27 protein-coding genes and 1 pseudogene are annotated in these 26,750 nt (G+C 60.3%); 8 read left to right on the plus strand and 20 right to left on the minus strand.

Annotated features, from left to right (window positions below):
* Nucleotides 1-6 precede the first annotated feature (6 nt).
* The 5 genes from glyS to NIM86_RS02370 form a co-directional block, all read right to left on the minus strand.
* The gene (glyS, locus tag NIM86_RS02350; RefSeq protein ID WP_253378786.1) at nucleotides 7-2,517 is read right to left on the minus strand and encodes a glycine--tRNA ligase subunit beta; all 2,511 of its coding nucleotides are present in this window, start codon (nucleotides 2,515-2,517) and stop codon (nucleotides 7-9) included.
* A 96-nt stretch (nucleotides 2,518-2,613) separates the two neighbouring features.
* A complete protein-coding gene (locus NIM86_RS02355) occupies nucleotides 2,614-3,273 on the minus strand; it encodes a VOC family protein (protein ID WP_253378787.1) in 660 nt (219 codons plus the stop codon).
* The gene (locus NIM86_RS02360) at nucleotides 3,248-4,186 is read right to left on the minus strand and encodes a glycine--tRNA ligase subunit alpha (RefSeq protein WP_253378788.1); all 939 of its coding nucleotides are present in this window, start codon (nucleotides 4,184-4,186) and stop codon (nucleotides 3,248-3,250) included. Before NIM86_RS02360 ends, NIM86_RS02355 begins: the two co-directional genes overlap by 26 nt.
* A gap of 126 nt (nucleotides 4,187-4,312) precedes the next feature.
* Nucleotides 4,313-6,133 carry a tetratricopeptide repeat protein gene (locus NIM86_RS02365; RefSeq protein ID WP_253378789.1) on the minus strand — a complete coding sequence of 607 codons (1,821 nt, stop codon included), beginning with the start codon at nucleotides 6,131-6,133 and terminating at the stop codon, nucleotides 4,313-4,315.
* A 102-nt stretch (nucleotides 6,134-6,235) separates the two neighbouring features.
* Entirely contained in the window at nucleotides 6,236-7,246 is a 1,011-nt protein-coding gene (locus NIM86_RS02370) for a polyprenyl synthetase family protein (RefSeq protein ID WP_371872844.1), read from the minus strand.
* A 131-nt stretch (nucleotides 7,247-7,377) separates the two neighbouring features.
* Here NIM86_RS02370 and NIM86_RS02375 point away from each other — a divergent pair, with 131 nt between their 5' ends.
* Genes NIM86_RS02375 through moaB form a run of 6 tightly spaced genes read left to right on the plus strand, consistent with a single transcriptional unit; the run spans nucleotide 7,378 to nucleotide 11,027 of the window.
* Complete coding sequence (locus NIM86_RS02375; protein ID WP_253378792.1) at nucleotides 7,378-7,602, plus strand: DUF2007 domain-containing protein; 225 nt, start codon at nucleotides 7,378-7,380, stop codon at nucleotides 7,600-7,602.
* Nucleotides 7,592-8,392: a tRNA1(Val) (adenine(37)-N6)-methyltransferase gene (locus NIM86_RS02380; RefSeq protein WP_253378794.1), complete on the plus strand. Its 801-nt coding sequence runs from the start codon at nucleotides 7,592-7,594 to the stop codon at nucleotides 8,390-8,392. The genes NIM86_RS02375 and NIM86_RS02380 overlap by 11 nt, the downstream gene beginning before the upstream one ends.
* A 54-nt stretch (nucleotides 8,393-8,446) precedes the next feature.
* Nucleotides 8,447-9,307 carry a S49 family peptidase gene (locus tag NIM86_RS02385; RefSeq protein ID WP_253378796.1) on the plus strand — a complete coding sequence of 287 codons (861 nt, stop codon included), beginning with the start codon at nucleotides 8,447-8,449 and terminating at the stop codon, nucleotides 9,305-9,307.
* A 57-nt stretch (nucleotides 9,308-9,364) separates the two neighbouring features.
* Entirely contained in the window at nucleotides 9,365-9,544 is a 180-nt protein-coding gene (locus NIM86_RS02390) for a hypothetical protein (RefSeq protein ID WP_253378798.1), read from the plus strand.
* A 2-nt stretch (nucleotides 9,545-9,546) separates the two neighbouring features.
* Nucleotides 9,547-10,464 (plus strand): 4-(cytidine 5'-diphospho)-2-C-methyl-D-erythritol kinase, encoded by a 918-nt coding sequence (locus tag NIM86_RS02395; protein ID WP_253378800.1) that lies wholly within the window; start codon nucleotides 9,547-9,549, stop codon nucleotides 10,462-10,464.
* Entirely contained in the window at nucleotides 10,461-11,027 is a 567-nt protein-coding gene (gene moaB / locus NIM86_RS02400) for a molybdenum cofactor biosynthesis protein B (protein ID WP_253378802.1), read from the plus strand. The genes NIM86_RS02395 and moaB overlap by 4 nt, the downstream gene beginning before the upstream one ends.
* Nucleotides 11,028-11,040: 13 nt before the next feature.
* Here moaB and NIM86_RS02405 read toward each other — a convergent pair whose 3' ends face one another.
* A complete protein-coding gene (locus tag NIM86_RS02405) occupies nucleotides 11,041-11,550 on the minus strand; it encodes a glycosyltransferase (RefSeq protein WP_253378804.1) in 510 nt (169 codons plus the stop codon).
* Nucleotides 11,551-11,686: 136 nt separating this feature from the next.
* On the opposite strand from NIM86_RS02405, the gene NIM86_RS02410 reads away from it, so the two are divergent.
* Together NIM86_RS02410 and NIM86_RS02415 are read left to right on the plus strand one after the other, a co-directional pair.
* Nucleotides 11,687-12,841 carry a PA0069 family radical SAM protein gene (locus tag NIM86_RS02410; RefSeq protein ID WP_253378806.1) on the plus strand — a complete coding sequence of 385 codons (1,155 nt, stop codon included), beginning with the start codon at nucleotides 11,687-11,689 and terminating at the stop codon, nucleotides 12,839-12,841.
* A gap of 158 nt (nucleotides 12,842-12,999) precedes the next feature.
* On the plus strand, nucleotides 13,000-13,695 hold the full coding sequence (locus NIM86_RS02415; protein WP_371872845.1) for a ribonuclease HII: 696 nt from the start codon (nucleotides 13,000-13,002) through the stop codon (nucleotides 13,693-13,695).
* Between the two features lie 63 nt (nucleotides 13,696-13,758).
* Here the strand turns inward: NIM86_RS02415 and NIM86_RS02420 are convergent, their stop codons facing one another.
* From NIM86_RS02420 to NIM86_RS02485, 14 genes and pseudogenes are all read right to left on the minus strand, one after another.
* A complete protein-coding gene (locus tag NIM86_RS02420; protein WP_253378809.1) occupies nucleotides 13,759-14,250 on the minus strand; it encodes an ATP F0F1 synthase subunit B in 492 nt (163 codons plus the stop codon).
* The gene (locus NIM86_RS02425; protein ID WP_253378811.1) at nucleotides 14,250-14,846 is read right to left on the minus strand and encodes a F0F1 ATP synthase subunit B; all 597 of its coding nucleotides are present in this window, start codon (nucleotides 14,844-14,846) and stop codon (nucleotides 14,250-14,252) included. Before NIM86_RS02425 ends, NIM86_RS02420 begins: the two co-directional genes overlap by 1 nt.
* A 113-nt stretch (nucleotides 14,847-14,959) precedes the next feature.
* Nucleotides 14,960-15,184: a F0F1 ATP synthase subunit C gene (locus tag NIM86_RS02430; RefSeq protein ID WP_121644381.1), complete on the minus strand. Its 225-nt coding sequence runs from the start codon at nucleotides 15,182-15,184 to the stop codon at nucleotides 14,960-14,962.
* A 92-nt stretch (nucleotides 15,185-15,276) separates the two neighbouring features.
* The gene (locus tag NIM86_RS02435) at nucleotides 15,277-16,041 is read right to left on the minus strand and encodes a F0F1 ATP synthase subunit A (RefSeq protein ID WP_253378813.1); all 765 of its coding nucleotides are present in this window, start codon (nucleotides 16,039-16,041) and stop codon (nucleotides 15,277-15,279) included.
* A 26-nt stretch (nucleotides 16,042-16,067) separates the two neighbouring features.
* Entirely contained in the window at nucleotides 16,068-16,493 is a 426-nt protein-coding gene (locus tag NIM86_RS02440; RefSeq protein WP_253378814.1) for an AtpZ/AtpI family protein, read from the minus strand.
* Between the two features lie 203 nt (nucleotides 16,494-16,696).
* Nucleotides 16,697-17,842, minus strand: coding sequence for a cell wall hydrolase (locus NIM86_RS17235; protein ID WP_253378816.1), 1,146 nt, complete (start codon nucleotides 17,840-17,842; stop codon nucleotides 16,697-16,699).
* An 80-nt stretch (nucleotides 17,843-17,922) separates the two neighbouring features.
* Nucleotides 17,923-19,350 (minus strand): ribosome biogenesis GTPase Der, encoded by a 1,428-nt coding sequence (der, locus tag NIM86_RS02450; protein ID WP_253378818.1) that lies wholly within the window; start codon nucleotides 19,348-19,350, stop codon nucleotides 17,923-17,925.
* Nucleotides 19,351-19,571: 221 nt separating this feature from the next.
* Nucleotides 19,572-20,240 (minus strand): annotated as a pseudogene (locus NIM86_RS02455) (tetratricopeptide repeat protein); the annotation flags it as partial.
* Nucleotides 20,241-20,340: 100 nt separating this feature from the next.
* Nucleotides 20,341-21,048: an NnrU family protein gene (locus tag NIM86_RS02460; protein ID WP_253378819.1), complete on the minus strand. Its 708-nt coding sequence runs from the start codon at nucleotides 21,046-21,048 to the stop codon at nucleotides 20,341-20,343.
* Nucleotides 21,049-21,159: 111 nt separating this feature from the next.
* Entirely contained in the window at nucleotides 21,160-22,311 is a 1,152-nt protein-coding gene (locus NIM86_RS02465) for a CaiB/BaiF CoA-transferase family protein (protein WP_253378820.1), read from the minus strand.
* Nucleotides 22,312-22,314: 3 nt separating this feature from the next.
* Complete coding sequence (locus NIM86_RS02470; protein WP_253378821.1) at nucleotides 22,315-23,535, minus strand: acyl-CoA dehydrogenase; 1,221 nt, start codon at nucleotides 23,533-23,535, stop codon at nucleotides 22,315-22,317.
* A 121-nt stretch (nucleotides 23,536-23,656) separates the two neighbouring features.
* Complete coding sequence (gene mmsB / locus NIM86_RS02475; protein WP_253378822.1) at nucleotides 23,657-24,544, minus strand: 3-hydroxyisobutyrate dehydrogenase; 888 nt, start codon at nucleotides 24,542-24,544, stop codon at nucleotides 23,657-23,659.
* Complete coding sequence (locus tag NIM86_RS02480; RefSeq protein WP_253380674.1) at nucleotides 24,541-25,590, minus strand: 3-hydroxyisobutyryl-CoA hydrolase; 1,050 nt, start codon at nucleotides 25,588-25,590, stop codon at nucleotides 24,541-24,543. The genes mmsB and NIM86_RS02480 overlap by 4 nt, the downstream gene beginning before the upstream one ends.
* A 10-nt stretch (nucleotides 25,591-25,600) precedes the next feature.
* Nucleotides 25,601-26,743: an acyl-CoA dehydrogenase family protein gene (locus tag NIM86_RS02485; RefSeq protein WP_253378823.1), complete on the minus strand. Its 1,143-nt coding sequence runs from the start codon at nucleotides 26,741-26,743 to the stop codon at nucleotides 25,601-25,603.
* Nucleotides 26,744-26,750 lie beyond the last annotated feature (7 nt).

Genomic DNA, 26,750 nt, shown 5'->3' on the forward strand with positions numbered 1-26,750 from the left:
CTTTTCCTAGCCGCTGATCTTCGAAAAATCGGCCACCTGCCCAATCGCATTGCGAATGCGGTGGAGCAGCGCCAGGCGGTTGGCGCGCACAGACGCGATCTCCGCATTGACCATCACCGCATCGAAAAACGCATCGACAGGCCCGCGCAGCTTGGAGAGCGCGGCGAGCGCCTTCCCATAATCCTCCGCTTCGATAGCCTCCGCAGCCGCCTTCTCCTGCGCTTCCAGCGCCTCGAACAGCGCCCGCTCCTCGTCCTGCTCAAAGAGCGCCGGATCGACCGGCTGGTCGAACGATAAGCCCTGCTGTTCCTCTTTGGCGAGAATATTCGTTGCGCGCTTCGTACCGGCGAGAAGGTTCTGGCCTTCCTCGGTGTCGAGGAAATTGCCAAGCGCCTGCACCCGGCGAATGATCAGGAGGAGATCGTCGTTCTGCTGCTGGTTCTCTCCCCTTGCGGGAGAGATGTCGGCGGAGCCGACAGAGAGGGGTTCTCCGTTGCGGTCTTCTCCCCTCTCTGCCCTGCCGGGCATCTCCCCCGCGCGGGGGGAGAGCGAAGCTTCGCCGCCACTCGCCAGCACGGCGTCGATCAGATCATGCCGCGCACCCTGATCGCGGAGGTAAACCTTGAGGCGATCATGGAAGAAGGAGAGGAGGTCGGCCGATTTGCTTACCAACTCAAGAGGAAATCTTTCTTCCATCTCTTTCGCATGTGGTCCCAATACCCGGCGATAGGACTGAAGCCATTCTTCTTCAGGCATTTCATTAATATCAAACAGCTCGTGCCAATTGCGAAGTTTGTTTTCTATGTCTTTATCTCGCATGAGATGAAACGACATATAGAAGCGGATCTTGGGTAATAGCCCCAACCGAACACCATTCTCCGCTACAATCCGGATCACGCCCAGCGCGGCCCTTCGCAGAGCATAGGGGTCCTTGCTACCGGTCGGCTTTTCGTCGATGGCCCAGAAGCCGGTCAGCGTGTCGAGCTTGTCGGCCAGCGCCGCGGCAATCGCGACCGGATCGGTCGGCACCGCATCACTCGGCCCCTGCGGGCGGTAATGATCCTCGATGGCGGTCGCGACGCTCTCATCCTCGCCCTGCAGCAGCGCATAGGTCTTGCCCATCGCGCCCTGCACTTCCGGAAATTCCTGCACCACCTCGGTCTGCAGATCGGCCTTGGCGAGCAGCGCCGCGCGGCGGGCCTTTGCCGGGTCCGCACCGACAATCGGGGCCAATTCTTCCGCGAGCGCCGCGATGCGGCGGACGCGCTCGCCCTGCGTGCCCAATTTCGCATGGAAGGTCACAATCAAATGGTCGAGCCGCGCCATGCGCTGATCGAGCGGTTTGGACAGGTCCAGGCCAAGTTCGTCGGCGCTTGCTTTCAAATCGTCGAGGTCCGGCAGATCCTGCTGGTCGGTGCGCCAGAAATAGAGCGCATCGGCGAGGCGCGCGCGCACCACCTTGCCGTTGCCGCGCGCGATCTCCTTGCCGCCATCCTTCGCTTCGATGTTCGAAACGAGGATGAATTTGTTGGAAAGGCTTCCCCCCTCACCCGGCTCGCCATGCGAGCCACCCTCTCCGTCCAGGGGAGAGGAGATTCTCTGCCGCGTCACGAAGCATTTCTGGTTCGTCTTGATCGTCAGGCGGATCACCTCGTCCGGGATTTCGAGAAACTCTTCCTCGAATTCGCCCAGCAGCACAACCGGCCATTCCACCAGGCCGGACACCTCTTCCAGCAGCGCCTCGTCCTCGACCAGTTCGAGGCCGTTGGCGAAGGCCAGATCTTTCGCATCGTGCAGGATGATGTCTTTCCGCCGCTCGGCGGAGAGCACGACATTGGCCTTTTCCAGCTTGCCGACATAATCATCGAAACGACGCACGGTGATTTCACCGCCCGCATGGAAGCGATGGCCGACGGTCATGTTGCCAGAGCGGATGGCATCGACCTCGAAATCGACAACGACCGGATCTTCGGTTTCCGGGCCGAATGTGCAGAGAACCGATTGTAGCGGGCGCACCCAGCGCATCGTTTCGCCACCCTGCCCCTCGATTCCGTTGTAAGTCGAGCCCTTCGGGCCGGAGGCCGGCCCCCAGCGCATGGATTTCGGCCAGGGAAACGAACGGATGATACCGGGCATCGCCTCGGCGATGATCTCTTCTGCGGCGCGGCCCGGCTTCTCGATGACGGCGATGTAGAAATCGCCCTTCTTCGGATCGCTCTTCACTTCTGCCTGCTCGATGCTGTCGAGGCCCGCGCCGCGCAAAAAGCCGGCGATCGCCTTTTCCGGCGCATCGGTGCGTGGACCTTTCCGCTCTTCGCGCACATCGGCGGAGCGGGACGTCAGGCCGCGAATATCGAGCGTCAGGCGGCGTGGGGTCCAGTGCTCGGCAGCGCCTTCATAGGTGAGGCCGGCATCGACCAGCGCGTCGGTCACCATCTTCCTCAGATCGCCAGCGGCCTTCCGCTGCATGCGGGCGGGGATCTCTTCGGAGCGCAGTTCGAGAAGAAGGTCAGGCATTGTCTTTTACAATATGTTGTGTTGCGCGCCTTGCACCACGCTCGTGGATTAAATGCAAGGCGTCAGTGATCTCCGCGAGAGTGGCTGCATCCGGGATTAGCCAAGCTCACGCAGGCCGTGGGGCGTTTCGATTTCGGCTTTTATGCCGACGACTGAGCTGTTTCGAAAAACCACGCGTCTATCGGTGAAAAGTGGAAGCAGCGTCTTTTCGATCTCATGGGCCTGCGGGTGATTGACGGTCAACTTCGACAGGCGGCAGCCGCGCTCGGCCATGGTCGCGCCGGGTGTCTTTCCGTCCGGCCATTGCATGATCGTCGGGAACGCGCCTTCAAACGGCATCGAGCCATCGTCCGGCACGGTGATGCGCCATGTCAGATCGCCGCGGCTGACCGTGACAGGCTTGCCGAGCGAGGGCGGCAAGACAGTGCAGGCGGCATCGAGATCGTTGGTGCGAAGAATCCAGGTGGAGAGAAAGGGCGCCCGCTCGCCATGGCGGTCGAGCGCGTACCAGCGTGGCTGCGAAGGTGGCGGCGCGCTGGGATCGATGGCGATGACTTCGAGAAACTCGGTCTCGCCGAGCCGCATGAAATGGTTGTGCGTGCCCATCTTCGGGTGGCTGCCGCCGGCAGGAATTTCGACGCCGAGGCATTGCCGAACGAAATCAGCGCCCGATGTGAGATCGGGCGCGGCGATGGCGAGATGGTCGAGTTGGAAAGCCAGCGCCATGCGATCAGGCAGCCACTTTGCCGGCCCCACCCGCTTCCGTCTTCAGAAACGCTTCGCCGCATTGGCGGGCGAGGTTGCGGACGCGCAGAATGTAGCTCTGCCGGTCGGTGACGGATATGACGCCGCGCGCGTCCAGCAAGTTGAAAACGTGACTGGCTTTGATGCACTGGTCATAGGCCGGCAGGACGCAGGCGTGAAGACCGCCCTCGCCCTCTGGTTCGCCAGCCGTGAGGATTGCTGCGCATGCGGTCTCTGCATCCTCGAAATGACGGCGCAGCACGTCCGTATCGGCAATCTCGAAATTGTAGCGTGAGTATTCCTGCTCGGCCTGCAAAAAGACGTCGCCGTAGGTCACCTTGTCGTCGCCTTCGCCGCCGTTGAAGTTCAGATCGTAGACATTGTCGACGTTCTGAACATACATGGCGATGCGTTCCAGCCCGTAGGTCAGCTCGCCGGCGACCGGCGCGCATTCGATGCCACAGACCTGTTGGAAATAGGTGAACTGGCTGACCTCCATGCCGTCGCACCAGCATTCCCAGCCAAGTCCCCAGGCGCCGAGCGTCGGGCTTTCCCAGTCGTCTTCGACGAAACGGATATCGTGCAGCAGCGGATCGATACCGATGGCCTCCAGGCTACCGAGATAGAGTTCCTGCAGATTGGTCGGGTTCGGCTTCAGAATCACCTGATACTGGTAATAGTGCTGAAGTCGGTTAGGGTTCTCGCCGTAGCGGCCATCCTTAGGGCGACGTGACGGCTGCACGTAGGCCGCATTCCAACGCTTCGGGCCGAGCGCACGAAGCGTAGTCGCGGGATGAAACGTGCCCGCGCCGACTTCCATGTCATAGGGCTGCAAAATGGCGCAGCCCTGTCTCGCCCAATAGTCGTGCAGCGTCAGGATGAGCCCCTGAAAGGAGCGCGTTGGATCGAGGTGTAATGCGGTCACGGGATGGTCCGTCAAGATCGGAAAATCGCCGCGGACCCTAGTGGGGCCGCCTTTCGGAATCAAGCGTCCACTATGGAAGGACGATGGCGAACGCCAATGCCACCAAGGCAGAGGACAATTTAGGCGTCAGTTTGCCGCTGACGGCGCCGGGTCGACTGCAGAAGCCGCATCGGCATTGCGCGCCGGTTCGTCTTCCGGAATGCCGCGCGCCTGCTTGCTCATGATCGCCGCCATCAGCTTGGCATCGGGCTTCTTCATCGCCTTCACCGCAGCCAGTGCCGCATTCCACTGATATTCCGCTTCCAGCTTGCGCCCGACTTGCCAGTAAGCGTCACCCAAATGGTCATTAACCGTCGGATCTTCCGGCATCAGGGCGATGGCGCGCTCCAGTTCACGCACCGCCTCGTCATACCGGCCGAGACGATAGAACGCCCAACCCAGCGAATCGACGATGAAACCGGCATCGGGTCGCGCATCGACGGCTTTTCGAATCAGGTCCAGCCCTTCATCCAGCTTCTCGTTCCGGTCGACAAGGGAATAGCCAAGATAGTTGAGAACCTCTGGCCGGTTCGGCTCAAGGCTCAAGGCGCGGCGGAAATCGGGCTCCGCTTTCTCCCACTGCTTAAGCCGCTCATAGGCCATGCCGCGACGGTAATAAAAATTCCAGTCCGGCTTGCTGCCACCGGTCTCCAGCGCCTCGACCGCCTCTTCGTAGAGTTCCGCCGCCTCGGAGAATTGTTCGTTGCGGGCGAAGATATCGCCGAGCGCGAGATAGGCTCGTTCTTCAAGAGGATCACGCTTTATCGCATCCCTCAAGGATTTTTCGGCGGCGTCGTAGTCCTCGGCGTCGGCAAGCGCGAGACCGGATTGCAGGTCTGCAACGCGTCGCAGCGGCGATTTTTCGGGCACATCCTTGTAATATTCCAAAGCGCGCAGAGGAAAGCCGAGCCGCTCTTCCGCAAGACCGATTTGAACCAGAATCGTGCCGTTTTGCGGCGTCAGCGCCCGAGCCATCTGCAGGTAAATCCGCGTCAGCGCTTCACTACCGGGACGATTTAAAACTAGGCCGAGATCATAGAGATAGATAGCCGCGCCTTCACGGGCGGATTTTACAAAACGCTCCGGCCGCTTGCCGGATTTCAGTTTATCGCGCAGTTCGCCGAATTCGATGAATTGAGGCGCGACGGCTTCGCCGCTCGACAGAACCGATCGGGCGAAATCTGCGCGGCCATCGCGGATAAGCCAGCTTGCATAGGCGGCGACACCCTGGACCCAAAGATCAGGAGCTCCGGCCGACGCTTCTTCATCATCGAGAAGCGAGCGGTAGAGACCGTCTGCTTCGGGAAGATTGTAAAGATCGGCCATAAAAGCCGATTGCAGCGCCGTGAACGGTGCATACCAGGGCTGGCTGTCGAGCGCCTTGAGATCGGCCATCGCGCCCTTGACGTCGCCATTGCCAGCCTTCGCCCAGGCCGCCATTACACCATTGGTCAGTCTTTGCAGATCGTCCTGTCCGGGCCGGTCCTCCAGCATCGACGCCACGCGTTTGAAATTCTTGCCCCGCATCGCGTCGACGGAGAGGGTCAGCCGGGCAAAACGTTCCGCCTCAGGCACAGCCTTGAGACGCTCGGCCTCTTCCAACGCCTCGTTGAACTTGCCGCGCCCAAGAAGAGTCATCATGAGGTTGACGCGCAGCTTGGTTTCGGTCGGATCGAAGCTCAGCGCACGGCGAAGATATGTAATCGATCTGTCGAGATCGCCTTCCTCCGTCGCGAGTTGCGCCGCCAGAAAAGCGCCGGCGCGCGAGCGGATTTCAACGGGGCGTTCATCAACGCTTTCAGTGGCCGCATGGACGGGGGTTCGATCGATAACAGGCCACCCGATGCCGACCAGTGCCGCCAGAGCCAGAGGAACAGCCTTCCGGCCGAGCAATTTCCTTGGTGTCATCGAACGTCCCATCTTTCAAATCACCTGCGCTATCCTGCTGTTCAAGCATGGCCATTTTGCGGTGTGTCGGTTCGAAAATCGTACGACTAGCAACACAGCGCGTCAGACGACGCGGCTGATGCAAAAGCCGACCACCTGATCCAGCGCGTCACGCCACGGTCCTGACGGCAATTCCTCAAGAGCGGCCCTTGCCTGCTCTCCATAGCGCCGTGCTTCGCTGACCGTCTTCTCCACGGCCGCAGTCCGGTCGAGACGTTCGATGGCCGATGCAAGGGCGACATCATCGTTCTGTCCGTCCTCGATAGCCGATTTCCAGAAGGCCCGATCCTGCTCATCGCCGTCGCGATAAGCGAAAATTACCGGCAATGTTACCTTGCCCTCGCGGAAATCGTCACCGACATTCTTTCCCAGCGACGCCGCCGATCCGCCATAGTCCAAGGCATCGTCGACGAGCTGGAAAGCCATGCCGAGCGTATCGCCATATGTGCGAAGAGCCTGCCGTTCCCTGTCGGTCGCGCCGACGATGATCGGCCCCATTTCCGCAGCGGCGGAGAAGAGCGCGGCCGTCTTGGCCCGGATCACGGCCTCATAGTCCGCTTTCGTGGTCTCCATCGAACGCGATGCGGAAAGCTGCCAGACCTCACCTTCGGCGATAACGGATGCTGCGGTAGACAAAACGTCGAGCGCACCCAGCGAGCCGACATCGACCATCAGCCGGAACGCTTGTCCCAGAAGGAAATCGCCGACGAGTACAGACGCCTGATTGCCCCAGATACGGCGAGCGGTGGCGCGAGCGCGCCGCATGTCGCTCTCATCGACGACATCGTCATGCAGCAGGGTAGCGGTATGCATGAACTCGACCGCGGTCGCCAATCTGATGTGGGCATCGCCTCGATAGCCGAACATTTCGGCGCTGGCGATGGTGAGCATGGGACGGAGGCGCTTGCCGCCCGCATTGACGAGATAGTTCGAAATTTCGGGGATGAGTTCGACGTCTGAACCTGCCTTCGACAGGATCAGTTCGTTGACAGCGCCCATTGCGTCGGCAGTCAGCTTCAGCAGGGGTTCCACGGACGCGGCCACCACTGTCTCTCCGTCCTGCACCCTTTCAATCCTCAAACGTGACACTCCATTGAAATGAACCGCACTTGGCCTCGGCCCGTTCCATAGCCAGCGCCCCTTCGGAGCGCAAGGCAATCCACAGCCGCTTGCCGACGACCCTGCGGTCTGCGAAAGGTGCGTCCATGGATATTCTTTATCGATCCAACAATGCCGTTGAGCTGTCCTTCGTCGAGGCGCTGCTTCGCGATGCCGGAATACGTTACGTTGTTGCCGATCAAAACATGTCGATCATGGAAGGATCGCTGGGGATCCTGCCACGTCGTGTGCTTGTCGAAACGCAGGACATAGACAGGGCCGCGCGTCTTCTTGCCGACGCGGATATCGAACGCGGCGTTTATGACGACTGAGACCGAGAGCGATACCACGCTCGACGCCTTCCATCGTGGACGGTTCTATCTGGTACAGCCGAAGAAGCAGGGGCACCGCGCCGGGCTCGATGCGATGTTGCTGGCCAGCGCTCTGCCACGCACATTCACCGGTACGGTGGTCGATCTTGGCGCCGGCAGTGGCGCAGCCGGTCTCGGAGTTTTGTCCCGCTGCCCACAGGCTAAAGCAGTACTCGTCGAAAACGCGCCGGTCATGATCGATTGTGCGGCGAAAACGCTTATGCATCCGCAAAATGCCGGACTGGCGTCTCGCGCCAGCCTCGTTTCCGCCGATGCAGGCGCCGCCGCCCAAAGTCGGCGGGCGGCCGGACTTGCCGACCACTCCGCCCATGCAGTGATACTCAACCCACCCTTCAACGATCCACGTGACCGTTCCACGACCGATCCGTTGCGGCGCGAAGCCCATGTCATGACCCAGACGCTTTTGGAAGACTGGCTCAGAACAGCTGCCGCCATGTCGAAAGCCGGCGCGTGGTGCGCGATGATCTTCCGGCCACGCCATCTGACCGAAGCGCTCAGCGCAATGAGCGGCCGGTTTGGCGGCCTTGGACTGAGGTTCGTTCAGGCGCGACCGATGGCGCCTGCCATCCGTCTCATAATTCGGGGAAGGCGAAATGATCGCGCTCCGCTTACAGTCCACCCGCCTCTTGTCCTGCATGGTGAATCCGGCAGCGCGTTCGCCCCAGAAGCCGACGCGCTAATCAACGGCGAAGCGGATTTTTTCCCGGCTCAACCCGACAGAATGCTTTGAGAGGGCCGATCGTCTTCCTACATGGTCAACATCATCCGAATCCACGGAGTTCCCTTGGCCAATTTTCTTAAATCACTTGTTCCCGCTCGCTTTCGCTCGGAAAAGACCGTCATTCCCGTCGTTCGACTGCAGGGCGCGATTTCAGCAGCAGCCGGATCGCCGCTTCGTCAGGGACTTTCCTTCGCCACGGCCGCCCCACTTCTTCATAGAGCATTCTCGATCAAGAGCGCGCCGGCTGTCGCCATCGCCATCAACTCACCAGGGGGCTCCCCGGTCCAATCGCGGCAGATCTTTCAGCGGATCAGAGCGCTCGCCGAAGAGAAGGAAAAGGCGGTCTTCGTATTCTGCGAAGATGTGGCAGCGTCCGGTGGTTATATGATCGCCATTGCCGGCGACGAAATCTATGCCGACCCCAGTTCGATCGTCGGCTCCATCGGCGTTCTCTATGCCGGATTCGGCTTTACTGAAGCCATTGAAAAGCTTGGCATCGAAAGGCGGGTTTACACGGCGGGCGAAAACAAGGCGACACTCGATCCGTTCCAGCCGATCAAAGAGGACGACGTCGAGCGGCTGAAGTCGTTGCAACTCGAAATCCACGACGTTTTCAAGGATATGGTCAGAGAGCGGCGGGCGGGTAAGCTTTCCGACGATCCGGAGCTTTTTACCGGCGCTTTCTGGACCGGTCAGGGTGCTTTGTCGCGCGGCCTCATCGACGGTCTCGGCGATGTCCGCTCCGTCCTGCGTGAAAAATACGGTGACAAGGTTCGCCTCAAGCCGATTGCCCCCTCCGGTGGTTTGCTAGGCCGGCGAATTTCCCCCTTTCGGAACGATCTTGCCGAGGCCGGCGCGGGCGTTGCAGGCGGATTGGTCCAAACAATTGAAGAACGGCTGATATGGCAGCGATTCGGACTTTGATTTCGTCGCGATCCGACCGTAAGATAGGACCATGACCCAATTTGCGGGAGATGTGGGATGCCGCAACTCATTATAGCTGCCTTGGCAGGTGTTGCAGCCGCTGCCGCCTATCGCATGTATCAAACCGAGAGCGAGCGGGTGAACCGTACTGTCCGCGAAGCGGAAGACGAGACGGAAACGCCGCGCGGCACTTTGGTGCGTGATCCCGAAACAGGCGAGTATCGTCTGAAACAGTGATTTTGCGCGATACTGCGGAAACCGTAGCCAACACAGAAACCGTCAGCGTTTTCGCGCCGGCTAAAGTCAATCTGGCGTTACATGTGACAGGCCGACGAGAAGACGGCTATCACACACTTGAAACGCTGGCGGTGTTCGTATCCGCCGGCGATCGTCTCACAGCATCGCTCGCGACGGCCGATCGCTACGAGATCGTTGGCCCCAATAGCGGAAGCCTACCAACCCATAACGACAATCTGGAGCTGAAGGCGCGCGATCTGTTGCGCGCGGAATTTGGCACGCCGAATTGTCCGCCCGTCGCGATTCGCCTGGAAAAGCATTTGCCCGTGGCGGCCGGTGTTGGAGGCGGCTCGGCGGACGCGGCTGCGACGCTTCTGGCGCTTTGCCGTCTATGGGAACTTCCGTTGACCACCAATAGTCCGGAATTGATCCGGCTGGCACTTTCTCTAGGCGCAGACGTTCCGATGTGTCTTGCCTCGTCCACGCTTGTGGCCTCGGGCGTCGGTGAAGGCCTCAAGCTGATCGATAACTGGCCGACATTGGCGATGGTGCTGGTGAATACTGGAGAAAAGGTTGCGACGGCCGCGGTGTTCAGCGAGTTGGAGGATCATCATAACCCGTCTCTCGCCGCGCTGCCGACAACACCGGATTTGGAGACCCTCGTCTCCTTCCTTCGATCGACCCGGAACGATTTGCAGCCACCGGCCATGGCGATTGCCCCTTCCATATCCGATGCGCTGACGGCGTTGGACCAGGAGCGTCCGCTTTTCATGAGGATGACCGGTTCCGGCGCGACCTGCTTCGGGATTTTCAGGTCGCTGTCGGATGCCAACAACGCCGCGAAGAGCATTCGCGGTCGTCAGCCCGGCTGGTACGTCGAGGCGGTGCACACCGTTGAGAGCAGAGAAGAAGCGACATGAGCCATAACCGTATCGACGAAAACCGCGCCTTTATCGCCGTTGGTTTCGGTGTCATCACCGTCTCCGACACGCGGACATTGGAGGAGGATCGATCCGGCGACGTGCTTGCCAGCCGCATCGCCGGAGCCGGCCACGAATTGCGCGTCCGCGATATTGTCCGCGACGAGATTGGCGCCATTCAGACACTGGTGCGTGAATGGAGCCGCCGGGACGATATCGACGCCATCATACTCACAGGTGGGACAGGTTTTACCGGGCGCGACGTAACGCCGGATGCGATCGAACCGCTCTATGACAAAGCGATGGACGGATTCTCGGCCATCTTTCACCGCATCTCTTTTGAAAAAATCGGAACGTCGACCATTCAGTCGCGAGCCAGCGCCGGTCTCATCAACCAAACCTTCGTTTTTTCCATTCCCGGCTCAACGGGGGCATGCAAGGACGCCTGGGACGGCATCTTTCAGCCGCAGTTCGACTATCGGCATATGCCCTGCAATTTTGTGGAAATCATGCCGCGCCTTGACGAGCATTTAAAACGCGGCGGCGGCGCCAAAAGCCTCTGACGAAACTTCGGCGTCAGCGCATTCTTGCCGTTGCCGGGTGCAACTCAACGTCGAGAGGCCGTGTCGCAAGGCCGGTTCCTACGCTTTCGAGAGAACGATGCGGTTTGCAGAGCGCAAGCGCCTGTCGCTTTGTGATCAGGAGACCGTAATAAAGCGCCCCGTTGCGTCTTAGACGGCGCAGAAAAGGCGGGCGCGACGCCTTTGACAGACGGAAGCGCGCAGCCTTCGTGCTTGCGGCCATATGTTCGCCCAATCCCTCGCGCCAGAATCCGGTTGGACGACTGCCCGGTTCCAGAAGAAGGAGCCACTCGGCTTTCGCGCGGCGTATGGCGGCAAGCGTGTCGCCGCCGGCCAAAAAGATGCATCCCGTCATCTCAGCCACCTTGCGGGTGTGATCTGTCGAGCCGGTATCACAGACGATCACCTCTCTAACCGTGCCGTCGACAGCCGCGGACACGAGAGACGCGAGGGTGCGCGCCAGCGCTTCCTCGTCATTGTGCGTTTCCAAAATAACCGTGAGCATACCCATCCTCTACCAATGCCGAGGAGAAGCGCAAGAGCGCAAAGGCGTCTAAGCGCCAAGCAGAGTTTTGTTCTTGCTATGTTCTAAATATCTGCTAGGACTAATTTCGCAGAACAGTTAGCGAACGGAGATTCGCATGGAGCAGATTGAACGGGCAGACCGAGCCGCATTTGGTATCGGGCGAGCTGCGCTCGCTAATAGTATTGTCGATGGCGCGGGCCTTCGGATCGATCATTCGCGCAGACGCGGGCGGGGAACCGCGCTCAATACGACCGGCCGGTTTGAGCCCCTGACACGCGAAGGATTCGACGATGGCTGGCAGTCGATCGAGGAACTGCCTCCCTTCAGAACCGATGTGCAGGTGGAGAAGCCCAAGAAGATTATTGCACGCAATAGTTCGCCAGACATCGCCTTTGACAGGTCGGTCAATCCCTATCGGGGATGCGAGCATGGTTGCGTTTATTGCTTTGCGCGTCCGACACACGCCTATATGGGCCTGTCACCGGGCCTGGAGTTCGAAAGCCGACTCTTTGCCAAACCGGACGCAGCGCGTCTGCTGGCGGCCGAACTGGCGGCCAAGAACTATGAGCCCCGGACCATCGCTATCGGGACCAATACCGACCCCTATCAGCCCATCGAAAAGGATTGGCGCATCATGCGCCATGTCCTCGAAGTGCTGGAAGCCGCCAATCATCCGGTCGGCATCGTGACGAAAAACGCCATGGTCGTGCGAGACATCGATATCCTTTCGCGTATGGCTGAAAAAGGCTTGGCCAAAGTCGCCATTTCCGTCACGACGCTGGATCGAAAAGTCGCCCGTTCGATGGAGCCTCGCGCATCGACGCCGACAAAGCGGCTGGAAGCGATACGCGCCTTATCCGATGCGGGCATTCCAACCTCGGTCATCGCCGCCCCTGTGGTGCCTGGGCTGACCGATCACGAGATCGAACGGATTCTCGACGCCGGCGCGGCTGCGGGGGCGAAGGAGGCGAGTTACATCATTCTGCGGCTTCCGCTCGAAGTTGCGCCGATTTTCAAGGATTGGCTGCTGCGTGAATACCCTGATCGTTACCGGCATGTTCTTTCGCTTATTCGTTCCATGCGTGGCGGGCGCGATTACGACGCCGAGTGGGGCAAGCGAATGAAAGGTTCTGGCCCTTACGCCTGGCAGATCGGACGCCGCTTCGAGATGGCCGCCCGCCGGCTTGGGCTGAATACGGAAAAGAAAGTGCTGCGGACCGATCTGTTCCAAGCGCCGCCGCTGGAGAACGAGCAACTGATGCTGCTTTGAACGAAGTATTCAACAGGCGTTGCGATGGCCTCCCCTCGTCGTCGCCCGCCTCTCTGGCGGTTCCCCGAATCACCCGCCGGAGCGCCCGGTCCCGCCTTGCCGCCCTTTTCAGGCGGGACTTGCAGAGAATCGGGACCGGTGCGATGGTCGCCCGCCTAATGCCTCGTCCGCGTCCCGATTCTCAAACGGCGGTTCTGCCGCTTACGATGCCGCGATCCTCTCCGGATTTTGGCACGGAAAAAGCGTGTTATCGCAGTGGCGCGCGGCTCGTTTCAGGTGTCGACGAAGCTGGCAGAGGGCCGCTGGCCGGCCCTGTTGTCGCCGCCTCCGTTATTCTCGACCCAAAGCATGTTCCCCCAGGGTTGAACGACTCCAAGAAGTTGACGGCTGTTCAACGCGAAGCGCTCTATACGCTGATCATGGACAGTGCCGTTTCCGTTTCCGTCTGCGCGATGGGGGCGGAGACGATCGACCGTATAAACATCCTGCAAGCAAGCCTGACGGCCATGCGCCGGGCGATTGCCGGCCATATCACGACGCCGTGCGTCGCCCTGATCGACGGTGACAAGCATCCGCCGAAAGCCCCTTGCGAAACGCGGATCATGATCAAGGGCGATCAGCGAAGCCTTTCCATTGCCGCCGCGTCGATTATCGCGAAGGTAACGCGGGACCGTATGCTGGCGCGATGCTGCGAGCGCTTTCCCGACTACGGCTTCTCGCAGCATGCGGGCTACGGTACAGCGGTTCATCGTGACGCCATCACGGTACACGGTCCCGTACGACGTCTACACCGGTTGAGTTTTGGAATGCTCCGCTCGACCCGGTCTGAGGCCATCTCCAGCGGCGAACTCTAGCCACCAGACAAAAAAGGCGCCCATATGGACGCCTTCTTTAAAATCTCATGTCCGGCAAACGTTTTAGTGAAGCTTGGTGCGGATCGTCGACAGGCTCTCATCGATAATCTGCTGCTGCTTCTCCGGTCCAACGGAATCCGAAATCACGCGCCGCGCTGCGGCAGTAGCGATTTCAATCGCCCGGTTGCGGACGGCGCTGATCGCGTCGGTTTCGGCCTGTGCGATCTTCTGCTCGGCACTTGCGGTGCGACGCTCCAGATATTCCTGCGACTTCTCCGCAGCTTCTTTGCGGATCGATTCGGCCTCACGCTTGGCGGAAGCGACGATCTGCTCGGCCTCTTCCTCGGCCTCACGGCGCTTGCGCTGCAATTCGGCCAGCACGCCCTGAGCCTCTTCACGCAATTCTCGCGCTTCGTCGAGTTCGTTGCGAATACGCTCGGCCCGACCGTCGAGAACTTTAGCCAGCGTCTTGTGCACGCCGAGATAACCAAGCAGCGCCAGAAACATGATCAGCGCGGCGAAAACCCACCATGTGGCTTGCGTGGTCGCATCCATCAGACGGTCTCCTCTTTGCGCACATTTTCAACAGCGTTGGCGACCTTGGCCTCATCGGCAGAACCAAGGATAGCGCCAACGATTGCAGTGGCCGTCTCTCTGGCGATCTCGCCAACATCCTGCATGGCTTCCGCGCGAATGGCCGCGATGCGGGTTTCCGCTTCCGCCAGCTTGGCATCGAGTTCCTGTTCGACACGCGCTCTTTCGGAATCGGCTTCCGCCTTGGCTTTCTCCTGCGCATCGTTGGAGAGTTTATTTGCCTTGGCGCGGGCCTCAGCCAGTTCCTGCTCGTAGGCAGCGGTGGCCTCATTGGCCTCTTCGCGCATACGAGCCGCCTGGTCGAGATCCTGAGCGATTCGGTCGCGCCGGGTTTCCAGGGTACCGGCAATGCGCGGCAGAATAACGCTTTTGAGGATCAGGTAGAAAAGCCCGAACGTAATTGCCAGCCAGAGAAGCTGCGACGGGTAATAAGTCGGATCGAAAGGCGGAAAGACATCGGAATGACCGCCATCATGGCCGACTTCCGAGTGTGTTTCGGCTTCCGTCACCGCATGGCTTTCGCCGTCTGACTGCGCAAAGGCCGGTGTTACGAACATTGCTCCATCCCGTCCTGTTGGGAGGTCTCAGATGATCCGCAGGGCTGCGGACCGGAGGGCGCCTGGCCGTATGGCCGCTTAGGCCATACGGCGCAAGGAGCCTGCGTTCAAGCTTAGCCGAAAAGGGCCAGAAGCGCGATCAGCAGCGAGAAGATGCCGAGCGCTTCGGTCACGGCGAAGCCGAAAATCAGACGACCGAACTGGCCGTCGGCTGCCGACGGATTGCGAAGAGCGCCTGCCAGGTACTGGCCGAAGATCGTGCCCAGACCAATGCCTGCGCCACCCATGCCGAGACATGCGATACCAGCGCCGATGTAACGTGCAGCTTCTGCTTCCATTTTCTTTAGCTCCTTAAATGGACGTATGCGTCTTACTGGAAGTTTGGAGACGCCGGATGGCGCCACCGGTTTGGTGTGGTCGCGCTAGCGGATCAATGGCTCGGATGCAGCGCGTCGTTGAGATACATGCAGGTCAAAACCGCGAAGACGTAGGCCTGAAGGAAGGCCACAAGAAATTCCAGGCCCGTCAGCGCCACCACCATGAGAAGCGGCAGGACAGCGCCAGCAATGCCGACTGCGCCAAGCGAGCCGAGCGAGATGATGAAGCCGGCGAAGACCTTCAGCGTGATGTGTCCGGCCAGCATGTTGGCAAAGAGACGAACAGAGAGGCTGACCGGGCGGGAGAGGAAGGAAATGATCTCGATAGCGACCACAAGAGGCACCAGGATCATTGGCACGCCTTCCGGCACGAACAGCTTAAGAAAGCCCGCGCCGTGCTTCATGAAGCCGTAGACCACGACCGTCAGGATCACCATCATCGACAGCGCGAAGGTCACGATGATCTGCGCGGTGACCGTGAAGAAGAAGGGGATCATGCCGAGCAGATTGGCGACGAGCACGAAAACGAAGAGAGAGAAAACGAACGGGAAGAACCGCATACCGCCCGTCCCCGCAGCGTCGCGAAGCATCGAAGCGACGAATTCGTAGGTCATCTCGGTCACGGACTGCATGCGGCTTGGCAAGAGACCGCGCGAAGCCGTCGTCAGATAAAGGAAGACGCTGGCAACCACGACAGTGGCCAGCATGAACAAAGAGGCATTGGTGAAAGAAAGATCGTAATCGCCGACACGAATCGGAATGATCGGCTGAATTGCGAATTGGTGGATCGGATCGACCGTCGTTGACTCGGTAGCCACGCTGCTCTCTTTCCCGTTTTCCGCCCTCAGGCGGACTTGCCTTCATCGTCGCTGCCGACGGTGAAATCCGACTTCACATGCTCGCCTTGCACAGGCGCGCCGAAATCACTCACCCGGCCGGTCGCACGCATAATGTTCAAAATGCCGGCTGCAAAGCCCAGCATCAGAAATCCGATCATCCCGAATGGACCGGTGCCGAACGCGTAATCGAACGCCCAGCCTAGTCCCGCGCCAACCAGAATGGCTGCCACGAACTCGCTCGACAGACGCAGCGCCTGGCCCATGCCAGATTTACCGCGAATGTTATCGCCGTCGGCGGTGTCGCGCACCGTTTTGGCGTCGAGCTTCTCATTCAGCCGGGCAAGGCGATCGTCAAGAGCACCCTCCCCGGTTTTCAGCTTTTGCCTGTCTGGTAAACCTGCCTTTCCAGCAGTTTCCTGCGGGTCGGACATGATGTCTCCATGACAAGGGATGACCGGAGACTGCCCGCCCCCGATTTCGCGCGCACCATAGTTTCGGCGCACTACCCCGTCAAGACAGAGAAACTGCGTGTGAACGACGTCGATTTTTTCTTATAAATCAGAAATTTAAGTGCATTTAAGTGGCGACTCTTATCAATTGGTCGAGTGCCTCTATCGGGCCAGAGTCGGCGCTTTCAGCCCCAACCACCGTCCTTCGTGCGGTAGAAGATGTGGCGGCCGATCTTCTGAAGCCGATCCATATGGCGCGCCCAGCGCGGTTTCACGTAGGTTGCGTGATAATGAGTGGATGAGCCAACCTGCGGCAGCCAGATTTCGCCATAGGTCACTTTCCGGGCGACGCTCTGAGCCATTGTCCAGGATTTGCTGCTTCGTACGCGGTCGCGCTTGCCATCGCAGGCAAAGGAGAATTGGCAGCGGTTACGCCAGTTCTTGTTCTGATAGACCACGCCGCAAATCGTGTCCGGGAAGGTCGGGTTCTTTACGCGGTTGAGAATGACCTGCGCGACGGCTGCCTGTCCCTCTTGCGGCTCGCCTCTTGCCTCGAAGTAGATACCTATGGCCAGGCAGCGCTGCTGTGTTGCCTCGTAAGATGAATCCGGAAGACGCCGCGCAGCCCATTTATGGTCTTTTTTGCCGAGATGAGGGATGAACCCCTTCCCCGCCTTGCCGAGGACGGCGTCGAAGGGCGAAGCCTTGGCCGCGTTCGGAGCGAAAGCCATCGCCGCGACCGGCTGCGCGCCTACGCCATTCTGAGTAGCGGAAGCGAGCATCGTTCGATCATTGCCGCCATCAGGCGCGACGGCGGTAGAGAAACGGAACGCTTCGGCCAATTCCATAGCTTCTTTGGCCGCCATTGGCGCACGAAGGGCGACATTCGTGCCGTCTATCGCCGGCCGGAGCATCATGGAACGTTCGCCGTAAAGCGACCCCGCCTTGAAACGGTCAGGCAGCGAACGCGGCGCGACGTGAACGAGCCGACCGCGTTTGTCGGCGCGGTTGATCCGGTCTTCATCCGGCGTGACCGCAGTGATCGTCTTTTTAACCGGCAATTCGATTCGCGTTGAACCCGTGCTCGAAGCGATCGAACCGGTGGTCAGGCTTTCATCACCCGAAAAGGCGTAGCTTGCCCGTGCGACAGAATCGGGCTGGCGATGTTCCAGCGCCGTCGACCAACGGTGCTCGGTCATCGAAGCCATGATGGCACGCGTATCCTGAATCGCGATCTCGTCTGCCAAAGAGAAAAAGATCACGCCTGCCGTAAGGCCAACCAGCGTTAATGAGATGGGGTTGAGGCGATGCCCGGTGTTTACATTCGACACAACTCATTCCCCGCAACGCTTTAGCAACTGAGGAAATGATGATCGATTAACCTAAATCGGGAGTTAACGCCGGCCCGGTTTCAACGTTTGCGTGCGCGATTGGCAAAGGGATTGTCGCTCGTCCGCAAATTGAGACGAATCGGAACCCCTTCGATACCGAATGTCTCGCGCAGGTTGTTGATCAGGTACCGCTGATAGCTTTCCGGCAACGCATCGGGGCGCGACACGGACAGCACGAAACCGGGCGGCCGGGTTTTGGCCTGAGTGATATAACGGATTTTCAAACGACGCCCGGAGACAGCGGGCGGTGGGTGGTGAGCGATGATGCCTTCCAGCCAGCGATTGAGCCTTCCGGTCGAGATGCGCATGTTCCAGATGCGGTGCGTGAGGAAGATCGCATCGAAGAGCTTATCAAGTCCTCGCTCGGTTTCCGCACTGACCGGAACGGCGCGGATGCCACGCAGTTGGGGCAGTAGTCGTTCGGTTTTCTCGCGCAGTTCGGCGAGCTTCTCCTGCTTGTTCTCGATCAGATCCCATTTGTTGAACGCAATGACAGGCGCGCGGCCCTCCCGCGCGATCAAATCGACGATATGCAGATCCTGCTTTTCCAGAGCGATGGTGGCGTCAAGAACGATCACCACCACCTCGGCGAACCGCATTGAACGTAGCCCATCGGAAACAGAGAGCTTTTCCAGTTTTTCCTGTACACGGGACCGACGCCGCATACCCGCCGTGTCGTAGACCCGTAAGGTCCGGCCATCGACTTCGAATTCCACCGATATCGAATCGCGGGTGATACCGGCCTCTGGCCCAGTCAAAAGCCGCTCCTCGCCGAGCCAGGCATTGATGAGTGTCGATTTGCCCGCATTGGGACGCCCGACAATCGCCATGCGGATCGGCTTCGTCGAATCGTAGGCCGGCTGCTCTTCGGCGTCGGGATCATCTATTGTCACCGAGAGATCGGGGACGTCACTGACGGTTTCGCGAGCGTCGCGCTCGGCAAAAGCCACATCTTCGCCAAGCGCCGCTATCATCGCCTCGCGCAGATCGGGAAGTCCAAGCCCATGCTCGGCCGAAATCGGCACCGGATCGCCTATTCCAAGTTCCCAGGCTTCCGCCATCCCTGCTTCGGCCAGGCGCGACTCCGCCTTGTTGGCCACGAGAACCACAGTCTTGCCGGTTCGCCGCGCCAGATTGGCGAAGCTGCGATCAGTTGGCGTCACCCCCGCCTTGGCATCGTAGAGGAAGAGGATGAGATCGGCCTCATCCATAGCAAGCTCGGTCTGGCCGCGCATTCGTCCTTCGAGCGAGGCTTCCGACGCTTCTTCCAGACCGGCTGTATCGATGACAGAAAAATAGAGATCGTAAAGCTTGGCGTCATGCATCCGTCGGTCGCGCGTCACGCCGGGCGTGTCGTCGACCAGCGCCAGCTTCTGCCCGACCAGCCTGTTGAACAGGGTGGATTTGCCGACATTAGGCCGACCGATAATAGCTGCCGTAAATCGCATCTTGCGAACCCGTCTCAGCCTGAACCGTCATCGGACGGCGCTTCGGTTTCTGCCGGCGGCTGATCGGCAGGCTCGTCGGCCGCAGTGATCGCATCCGGCGCCTCAGCGTCAGACTGACCATCGGCGCTTTCCTCAGCGGGCGTCGCTTGCGATTGCCCATCGGTCGGAACCGGATCATCCGAAGGCGGGTTCTGCTGCGCATCATTTTTCTGAGATGCGGGGCCACCCTCCGCCGTCGCCCCGGACGCCAGAAGATCATTCATAAGAGTTGCGCGCCGACGCAGATTGGCAGGCGTGCCGATATCGTTGACGATGGCATCGAACTGCTTCTTCGCTTCGTCGTCGCGCCCGGATTTCCAGGCCGCCAGACCGAGTGCTTCGCGCGCGGAAAACCGAAGCGCATTGGTTTCCGTTGCCAAAGGTTCGACCCGCTGCGCCACGGCGTCGTAGTCATCGCCATCCACCAGCAGATAGCCGGCCCGAAGAGCTGCAAAATCACGAAGCGTTTGCGGAGCTTCACCGTCAGCGGTGATCTCGTCGAACAGTTCCACCGCTTCGTTTATCGATCCTTCGCCTGCCAAAAGCGATGCCCGTTTGAAGCGGGCCAATTCGCCGTAGTCGCCGGAGCCATCTTTCTGGAGCGCCTCGAGTTCGACAAGAGCTGCATCGCGGTCGCCATCATCGGCTTTTTCGATAGCCGCGAGAAAACGATCACCGGATGCGGCCGCCTGCTTTTCCTGATAATCGCGCCAGAACACGACCGCCGCCGTCACGATGACGGCGAGGACGATAGCGCCGATCAGAATCTTCCCATAGCGATCCCAGAGCGCGCGGGCTTTGTCCTGGCGTAGTTCCTCGTCTACCTCGCGGATAAAGCTGTCGTCGCTCATATTCGTCCTGCCTCAATGACAATACGCCAGCATGCGGCGCGTCTCGCGGGCGCTTCTACCTCAAATCGCCTGCAATGTAAGGGGGCGCTCCAAACTACGCTCAAACAGCAATCGGCGCGACGCCGATCAGCCATTCATGCAACCATAGCGCCATCACGATATAAAGCGCGATTCCGACAAGGAGAGCAGCGATGTCCCAGGTCACCGGTCCCGATTGGGCGATGCCCGCTCCACCGCCAGTCCCGGCACGGCGCTTGACCGAGATGCGATCCGCCACCGCCCATATGAGAAAAGCACCGAACAGGACGATCGATCCCAACTCACCATTGGCGAGCAGATGCGCCAGCGCCCAGATCTTGATCGCAATCAGCATGGGATGTTTGAACATCGGTTTCAGCCGGCCTGCCGGCAGGGCATAGATGCCAAGCGCCAGAAACGAGAACAGCATCAGGCCTGTCGCGATGTGCCTGAACGCCAGTGGTGGCTCCCACACGGGCACAGGCGCATTTTGGGTCATCCCGTAACCCCAGACGATCAGAACGAAGCCGACGAGCGAGACGACAGAGTAGATGCCTTTATAAACCCCCTCGCCCATCTGGCTTTCGCGCTGGTCGACGGTCGCCGGCGCAAAAATGCGGACAGAGTGAATGCCTAGAAAAAGAATAAGCCCCAAGATCAGAACCAGCATTCCAATCGCCCCCCCCTTGCTCAAACGTTGCAGCCGGCCGGCATAGGCTTCATCGTTGCCTGGTCGTCCGAAATCGCTGCGGATCAGCGAGCGATCACGCCCCTGACCATCCCCTGACAATGCTCCGATCCTGAATAGAGTCAAACGAAGGCATCCGCGCTCCACCGATTCTTGCCGCTTTAGCGAGGGTTTATCGAGAGGTTGCGCGATAAACCAAATGCGCATTTGCCCTTATCTTGCTGAGAACCGCCATTTGCCTTCATCGAGGGTCGGCGCCGCACGGTCGCTCACGGTTTGGCTGCTCGAGAAGCGGATCGGCGAGCCGAGCCCGGCAATCCCTTCCGGATCGACCTTCAGGCCACGCGCTTCGATCTGCGGGTCGTCCAGCGCATCAGCCACCGTATTGATCGGCCCGGCCGGAACGCCAGCCGCCTTTAAAGCCTCGATCAGATCGTGACGTGACCGCGCGGCCGTCCGCTCTTCGATGATCGCGGTCAGCGCATCGCGATTCTCCACCCGAGCCGGGTTGGTCTCATAGGCTGGGTCAGTGCTCAGCCGATCCAGACCGAGAGCTCGGCACAGAGCGGCGAATTGCCTGTCATTGCCGCAGGCGACGATGATGTGGCCATCCGAGGCGGGAAAGACTTGATAGGGCACGATATTGGGATGCGCATTGCCGAGCCGGCGCGGAACAATGCCGCCAAGCAAATGGTTTGCCGCCTGATTGGCGAGGACAGCGACCCCGCAATCCAGAAGCGAAAGATCGATATGCTGGCCTTCGCCGGATCGGTCACGCTTAGCCAGCGCCGCCTGCACCGCGATCACACCATAGAGGCCGGTGAAAATATCGATCCAAGCGACGCCGACCTTCTGTGGCTCGCCATCCGGCTCCCCGGTCAGATCCATGATGCCGCACATGCCCTGAATCAAGAAATCGTAGCCGGGCTGGCTGGCGCGCGGACCGTTTTGGCCGAAGCCGGTAATGGAAAGATAGACAAGGCGTGGATTGACGGCGCGGACGCTATCATAGTCGAGCCCGTATTTGCGCAATCCGCCAACCTTGAAATTCTCGATCAGAACATCGGCCTCGGCAATCAGCGCCATAAGCCTTTCGAGATCGTCAGCATCGCTAAAATTGCAGATGACGGAAGACTTGCCGCGATTGGCGGACTGAAAATACGCCGCAACGCGCTCTGTCGTGCCGTCAGCCCGCTTTCGTTCGATAAAGGGCGGACCCCAGTTGCGCGTGTCGTCGCCGCCGGGCGCTTCGACCTTGATTACTTCCGCGCCGAGATCGGCGAGCGTCTGACCAACCCACGGACCAGCGAGGATACGCGCCAGTTCGACAACCTTCAGCCCTTTAAGCGGCGGCGCGCTGCTCATCGATCAGAAGAAGGCCTGAATGTCAGTCTGGGCGCGGCCCAAAATCAATGCATGAACGTCGTGCGTGCCCTCATAGGTGTTGACCGTCTCCAGGTTCTGCGCGTGGCGCATGACATGATACTCAGCCTGGATACCGTTGCCCCCGTGCATGTCGCGCGCCATGCGTGCGATATCGAGCGCCTTGCCGCAATTGTTGCGTTTGACGATGGAGATCATCTCCGGCGCAAACGCCCTCTCGTCCATCAGCCGGCCGACCCGGAGCGAGGCCTGAAGGCCGAGCGCGATCTCGGTCTGCATGTCGGCGAGCTTTTTCTGAAACAGCTGGGTGGCGGCGAGCGGCCGGCCGAACTGCTTCCTGTCGAGCCCATATTGGCGCGCCCGGAACCAGCAATCCTCCGCCGCGCCCATCGCGCCCCAAGAGATACCGTAGCGCGCCCGGTTTAGGCATCCGAACGGTCCGCTCATCCCTTGCGTGTTCGGAAGAAGCGCGTCTTCGCCAACCTCCACATCGGCCATCGCGATCTCGCCGGTCACGGATGCACGAAGGCTCAGCTTGCCCTCGATCTTCGGGGCGGTAAGCCCCTTCATGCCCTTCTCAAGAACAAAGCCGCGCACCTTGCCGCCATGCGCTTCGGACTTCGCCCAAACCACGAAGACATCGGCGATCGGCGCATTTGATATCCACATCTTCGACCCGTTCAGCACGTAACCGCCATCGGTCTTCTTCGCCGTGGTCTTCATGCCGCCGGGATCGGAGCCCGCATCCGGTTCGGTCAACCCGAAACAGCCGATCCATTCGCCGGAAGCCAGCTTCGGCAGATATTTCCTGCGCTGCTCTTCGGAGCCGTATGCGTGGATCGGATGCATGACAAGCGAGGACTGCACGCTCATCATGGAGCGGTAACCTGAATCGATGCGCTCCACTTCGCGAGCCACAAGGCCGTAGGAGACATAGCCGGCGCCGACTCCGCCATATTCTTCCGGCACGGTAACGCCCAACAAACCCGCTTCGCCCATCTCGGCGAAAATCGCAGGATCGGTGGTTTCCTGAAGGTAGGCGTCGTTCACGCGCGGCAGAAGCTTGTCCTCGGCGAAGGCGGCCGCCGTGTCGCGGATCATCCGCTCTTCTTCTGTGAGTTGGTCGTCGAGAAGAAACGGATCGTTCCAGACAAAGGAGCCGTCGTCCTTGACGTTCTTTTCCGCTCTGACCTGCTCCTGAGACATGACGCTCTCCTCTCCACCCGGCGTGTTATGCGATGTTTCACCATGCGAGCCGGAAGCGAGCAAGCGCCGCAACGGAAATAACGTCGCGATGCCCTTCAATGCCTCTCGCGCATGGTAGCGCTCATTTTCGCCCGGCGGCTTTCAGATGCTCGATGATGCCGGAGAAATCCTTTCCCTCTCCACCTTCCGCGAGGAAGGCCCGGTAAAGGTTCAGCGCATGCTGGCCCATCGGCGTCGCCTGACCGGCATTTTCCGCTGCCTGCTGGGAAAGGCCGAGGTCCTTGGCCATCAGTTCCGCCGCGAAACCGGGCTTGTAATCATTATCGGCCGGGCTCTGCGGGCCGATGCCCGGCACCGGGCAGTAATTGTTGACCGACCAACAGAAACCCGAAGACGTCGAAATCACATCGAAAGCGGATTGCGCCGAAAGACCCAGCTTCTCGGCCAGTGCAAAAGCTTCGCACGCGCCGATCATCGAAATGCCGAGCAGCATGTTGTTGCAGATCTTGGCCGCCTGACCGGCGCCGCCCTCTCCGCAATGCACAAGCTTGCCCCCCATGATGTCGAGAATGGGCGACGCCTTTTTGAACGCCTCCTTCGAACCGCCCACCATGAAGGTGAGCGTGCCCGCCGCCGCACCGCCCGTGCCGCCAGAGACCGGTGCGTCGAGCGGCAGGAGGCCGGCGTCGGACGCCATATCGTGCGCCTTGCGCGCGCTGGCGACATCGATGGTCGAACAGTCGATAACGACCGCCCCTTTCTTCGCCGCCGGCACGATTTCCTCGAAGACCTTCTGCACGATGTCGCCATTGGGCAGCATCGTCACGATGAACTCGGCATCGGCCACCGCTTCGGCACCGCTGGCGGCGCGCTTCATGCCCTCGTCCGCCGCCCTCTGCATGGCGGTCTCGACCCTGTCGAAGACGGTCAGCTCGTGGCCGGCCTTCACCAGATTGATGGCCATCGGCAAACCCATATTGCCCAGGCCGATAAAGGCGATCCTGCTCATCGGTCTTCTCCTCCCGTTTTCGTCCATTCATCGTCGCCGAGCGGCGACAGCATCTGCTCCACCTGCACCGGATCGATGTCTTCCAACCGTTCCGGCCGCCATCTGGGATTGCGGTCCTTTTCGATGATGAGCGCCCGTACACCCTCGATGAACTGGCCATCCGACTGCGACCGATATGTGAAGCGGTACTCCTGGGCGAGCGCTTCCTCGATGGTAGAAAAGTTACGCGCGGCCCGGATCATCGAAAAGGCACAGGCGACCGATAGCGGGCAGGCCTTCCTTGCCATCGCCGCCGCCTTCTGGGCGAAGTCGGACGAATCCGCTTCGAGCGAGCGAAGGCATTCCAGCGCCGTTTCATGACGGAAATGTCTGTCTATCGTGCTCAGTTGCGCCTTCAGCGGCGCGTCCGGTGGATCGATAGTCCGGTCGGCAAGAATGGAGATATCTGCACCGCTTTCCAGTTCGCCGATCAGGGCCGGGACGCCCGACGCCTCGCAATAGAGGTCGGCGAAACCGGCGAAAATCGCGTCCGCACCATTCATGCGCCATCCGGTCATGGCAAGAAATTCGCCGAGATGACCCGGCGCTCGTGCCAGCAGGAGGCTGCCGCCGACATCAGGAACGAGGCCGATGCCGCATTCCGGCATCGCGATCATCGAGCGCTCGGTGACGATGCGGTGCGAGCCATGGGCCGAAATGCCGACTCCGCCGCCCATTGTGATGCCGTCCATCACGGAGATATAGGGCACGGGCGCATTGGCGATCTTCGCGTTCAGCCGGTATTCGTCGGACCAGAACTGCCGGCCATAGGCGAAATCGCCACTCAGGCCGCGCCTGTAAAGTTCGGACAAGTCCCCGCCAGCGCAGAAGGCCTTCTCGCCCTCCGCATCGATCACAATACGGTCGACGCTACCTTCGGCCTCCCAGCGATCAAGGGCACCCTCTATCGCGATGGCCATCTCGTAGGTCAGCGCATTCAGCGCTTTCGGCCGCTGCAGCGTGATGCGTCCAGTCCGGCCGGCCTCGCGGATGAAAATCTTCTGCACGTCCGACAATTCAGTGCTCCGCCAACAGATGACGCGCGACGATCATCCGCATGATCTCGTTGGTGCCTTCGAGGATTTGATGCACCCGCAAGTCGCGAACGATCTTCTCCACCCCGTAATCGGCGAGGTAGCCATAGCCGCCATGAATCTGCAGCGCCTCATTGGCGACGCGGAAGGAGACATCGGTCACGAAGCGTTTGGCCATGGCGCAATATTTGCTGGCATCCGGCGCGCCGGCATCCAGCTTGGACGCCGCCTGATAGAGGAAGATGCGCGCAGCCTGCAATTCCGTTTCCATATCGGCCAGTTTGAACTGGAGTGACTGGAAGTTCGCAATCGGCTGGCCGAAAGCGCTGCGCTCCTTGGCGTATGCGACCGCCTTGTCGAGCGCGCACTGCGCGCCGCCCAGCGCGCCTGCCGCGATATTGATCCGGCCGCCGTCGAGGCCGGCCATCGCATAGCGGAAGCCGTTGCCCTCCTCGCCGAGCAGATGGTCGCCCGGAATGGCGCAATCGTCGAAGCGCACCTCGGAGGTGGGCTGCGCCCGCCAGCCCATCTTCTTTTCCTGCGCGCCAAAGGAAAGACCCTCCGCGCCCTTCTCGACCAGCACGGCGGAGATGCCCTTCGGCCCGTCTTCGCCGGTCCGGACCATGGCGATGTAGAGGTCTGAATAATCACCGCCGGAGATGAAGGATTTCGCGCCATTCAGCTTCCAGCCATTGCCACTCGTCTGCGCGCGCGTCTTGAGCGCGGCGGCGTCCGAACCGGAGCCCGGCTCCGTGAGGCAGTAAGAGGCAACCAGGTCCATTGAACAGAGCTTCGGCACCCATGTCTGGCGCTGCTCCTCGGTGCCGAACCGGTCGATCATCCAGGCGCACATATTGTGGATCGAGATAAACGAACCAATGGTCGGGCAACCGGTCGCCAGCGCCTCGAAGACCAGCGCAGCATCGAGCCGGCCAAGGCCGGACCCGCCTACATCCTCGCGAACATACATGCCGCCGAGCCCCAATTCACCGACGGATCTGACGACCTCATCGGGAAAGGTGCCCGTCTGGTCCCATTCCAGCGCGTTCGGCGCAAGCTGCTCCGCTGCGAAGGACAACGCCATCTCCTGAATGGCGCGCTGCTCGTCGTTCAGTTCGAAATCCATGGCCGCT

The organism is Notoacmeibacter sp. MSK16QG-6, assembly GCF_024158145.1.
Taxonomy (GTDB): domain Bacteria; phylum Pseudomonadota; class Alphaproteobacteria; order Rhizobiales; family Rhizobiaceae; genus Notoacmeibacter.

Excerpts from the sequence above, each read along its gene's own strand:
- NIM86_RS02485 (WP_253378823.1), bottom strand. The coding sequence starts at position 26,743 with ATGGATTTCGAACTGAACGACGAGCAGCGCGCCATTCAGGAGATGGCG.
- NIM86_RS02380 (WP_253378794.1), top strand. The coding sequence starts at position 7,592 with ATGACGACTGAGACCGAGAGCGATACCACGCTCGACGCCTTCCATCGT.
- NIM86_RS02440 (WP_253378814.1), bottom strand. The coding sequence starts at position 16,493 with ATGTCCGACCCGCAGGAAACTGCTGGAAAGGCAGGTTTACCAGACAGG.
- moaB (WP_253378802.1), top strand. The coding sequence starts at position 10,461 with ATGAGCCATAACCGTATCGACGAAAACCGCGCCTTTATCGCCGTTGGT.
- NIM86_RS02420 (WP_253378809.1), bottom strand. The coding sequence starts at position 14,250 with ATGGATGCGACCACGCAAGCCACATGGTGGGTTTTCGCCGCGCTGATC.
- NIM86_RS02415 (WP_371872845.1), top strand. The coding sequence starts at position 13,000 with ATGCCTCGTCCGCGTCCCGATTCTCAAACGGCGGTTCTGCCGCTTACG.
- der (WP_253378818.1), bottom strand. The coding sequence starts at position 19,350 with ATGCGATTTACGGCAGCTATTATCGGTCGGCCTAATGTCGGCAAATCC.
- NIM86_RS02425 (WP_253378811.1), bottom strand. The coding sequence starts at position 14,846 with ATGTTCGTAACACCGGCCTTTGCGCAGTCAGACGGCGAAAGCCATGCG.
- NIM86_RS02365 (WP_253378789.1), bottom strand. The coding sequence starts at position 6,133 with ATGACACCAAGGAAATTGCTCGGCCGGAAGGCTGTTCCTCTGGCTCTG.
- NIM86_RS02430 (WP_121644381.1), bottom strand. The coding sequence starts at position 15,184 with ATGGAAGCAGAAGCTGCACGTTACATCGGCGCTGGTATCGCATGTCTC.
- NIM86_RS02390 (WP_253378798.1), top strand. The coding sequence starts at position 9,365 with ATGCCGCAACTCATTATAGCTGCCTTGGCAGGTGTTGCAGCCGCTGCC.
- NIM86_RS02375 (WP_253378792.1), top strand. The coding sequence starts at position 7,378 with ATGGATATTCTTTATCGATCCAACAATGCCGTTGAGCTGTCCTTCGTC.
- glyS (WP_253378786.1), bottom strand. The coding sequence starts at position 2,517 with ATGCCTGACCTTCTTCTCGAACTGCGCTCCGAAGAGATCCCCGCCCGC.
- NIM86_RS02405 (WP_253378804.1), bottom strand. The coding sequence starts at position 11,550 with ATGCTCACGGTTATTTTGGAAACGCACAATGACGAGGAAGCGCTGGCG.
- mmsB (WP_253378822.1), bottom strand. The coding sequence starts at position 24,544 with ATGAGCAGGATCGCCTTTATCGGCCTGGGCAATATGGGTTTGCCGATG.
- NIM86_RS02470 (WP_253378821.1), bottom strand. The coding sequence starts at position 23,535 with ATGTCTCAGGAGCAGGTCAGAGCGGAAAAGAACGTCAAGGACGACGGC.
- NIM86_RS02465 (WP_253378820.1), bottom strand. The coding sequence starts at position 22,311 with ATGAGCAGCGCGCCGCCGCTTAAAGGGCTGAAGGTTGTCGAACTGGCG.
- NIM86_RS02410 (WP_253378806.1), top strand. The coding sequence starts at position 11,687 with ATGGAGCAGATTGAACGGGCAGACCGAGCCGCATTTGGTATCGGGCGA.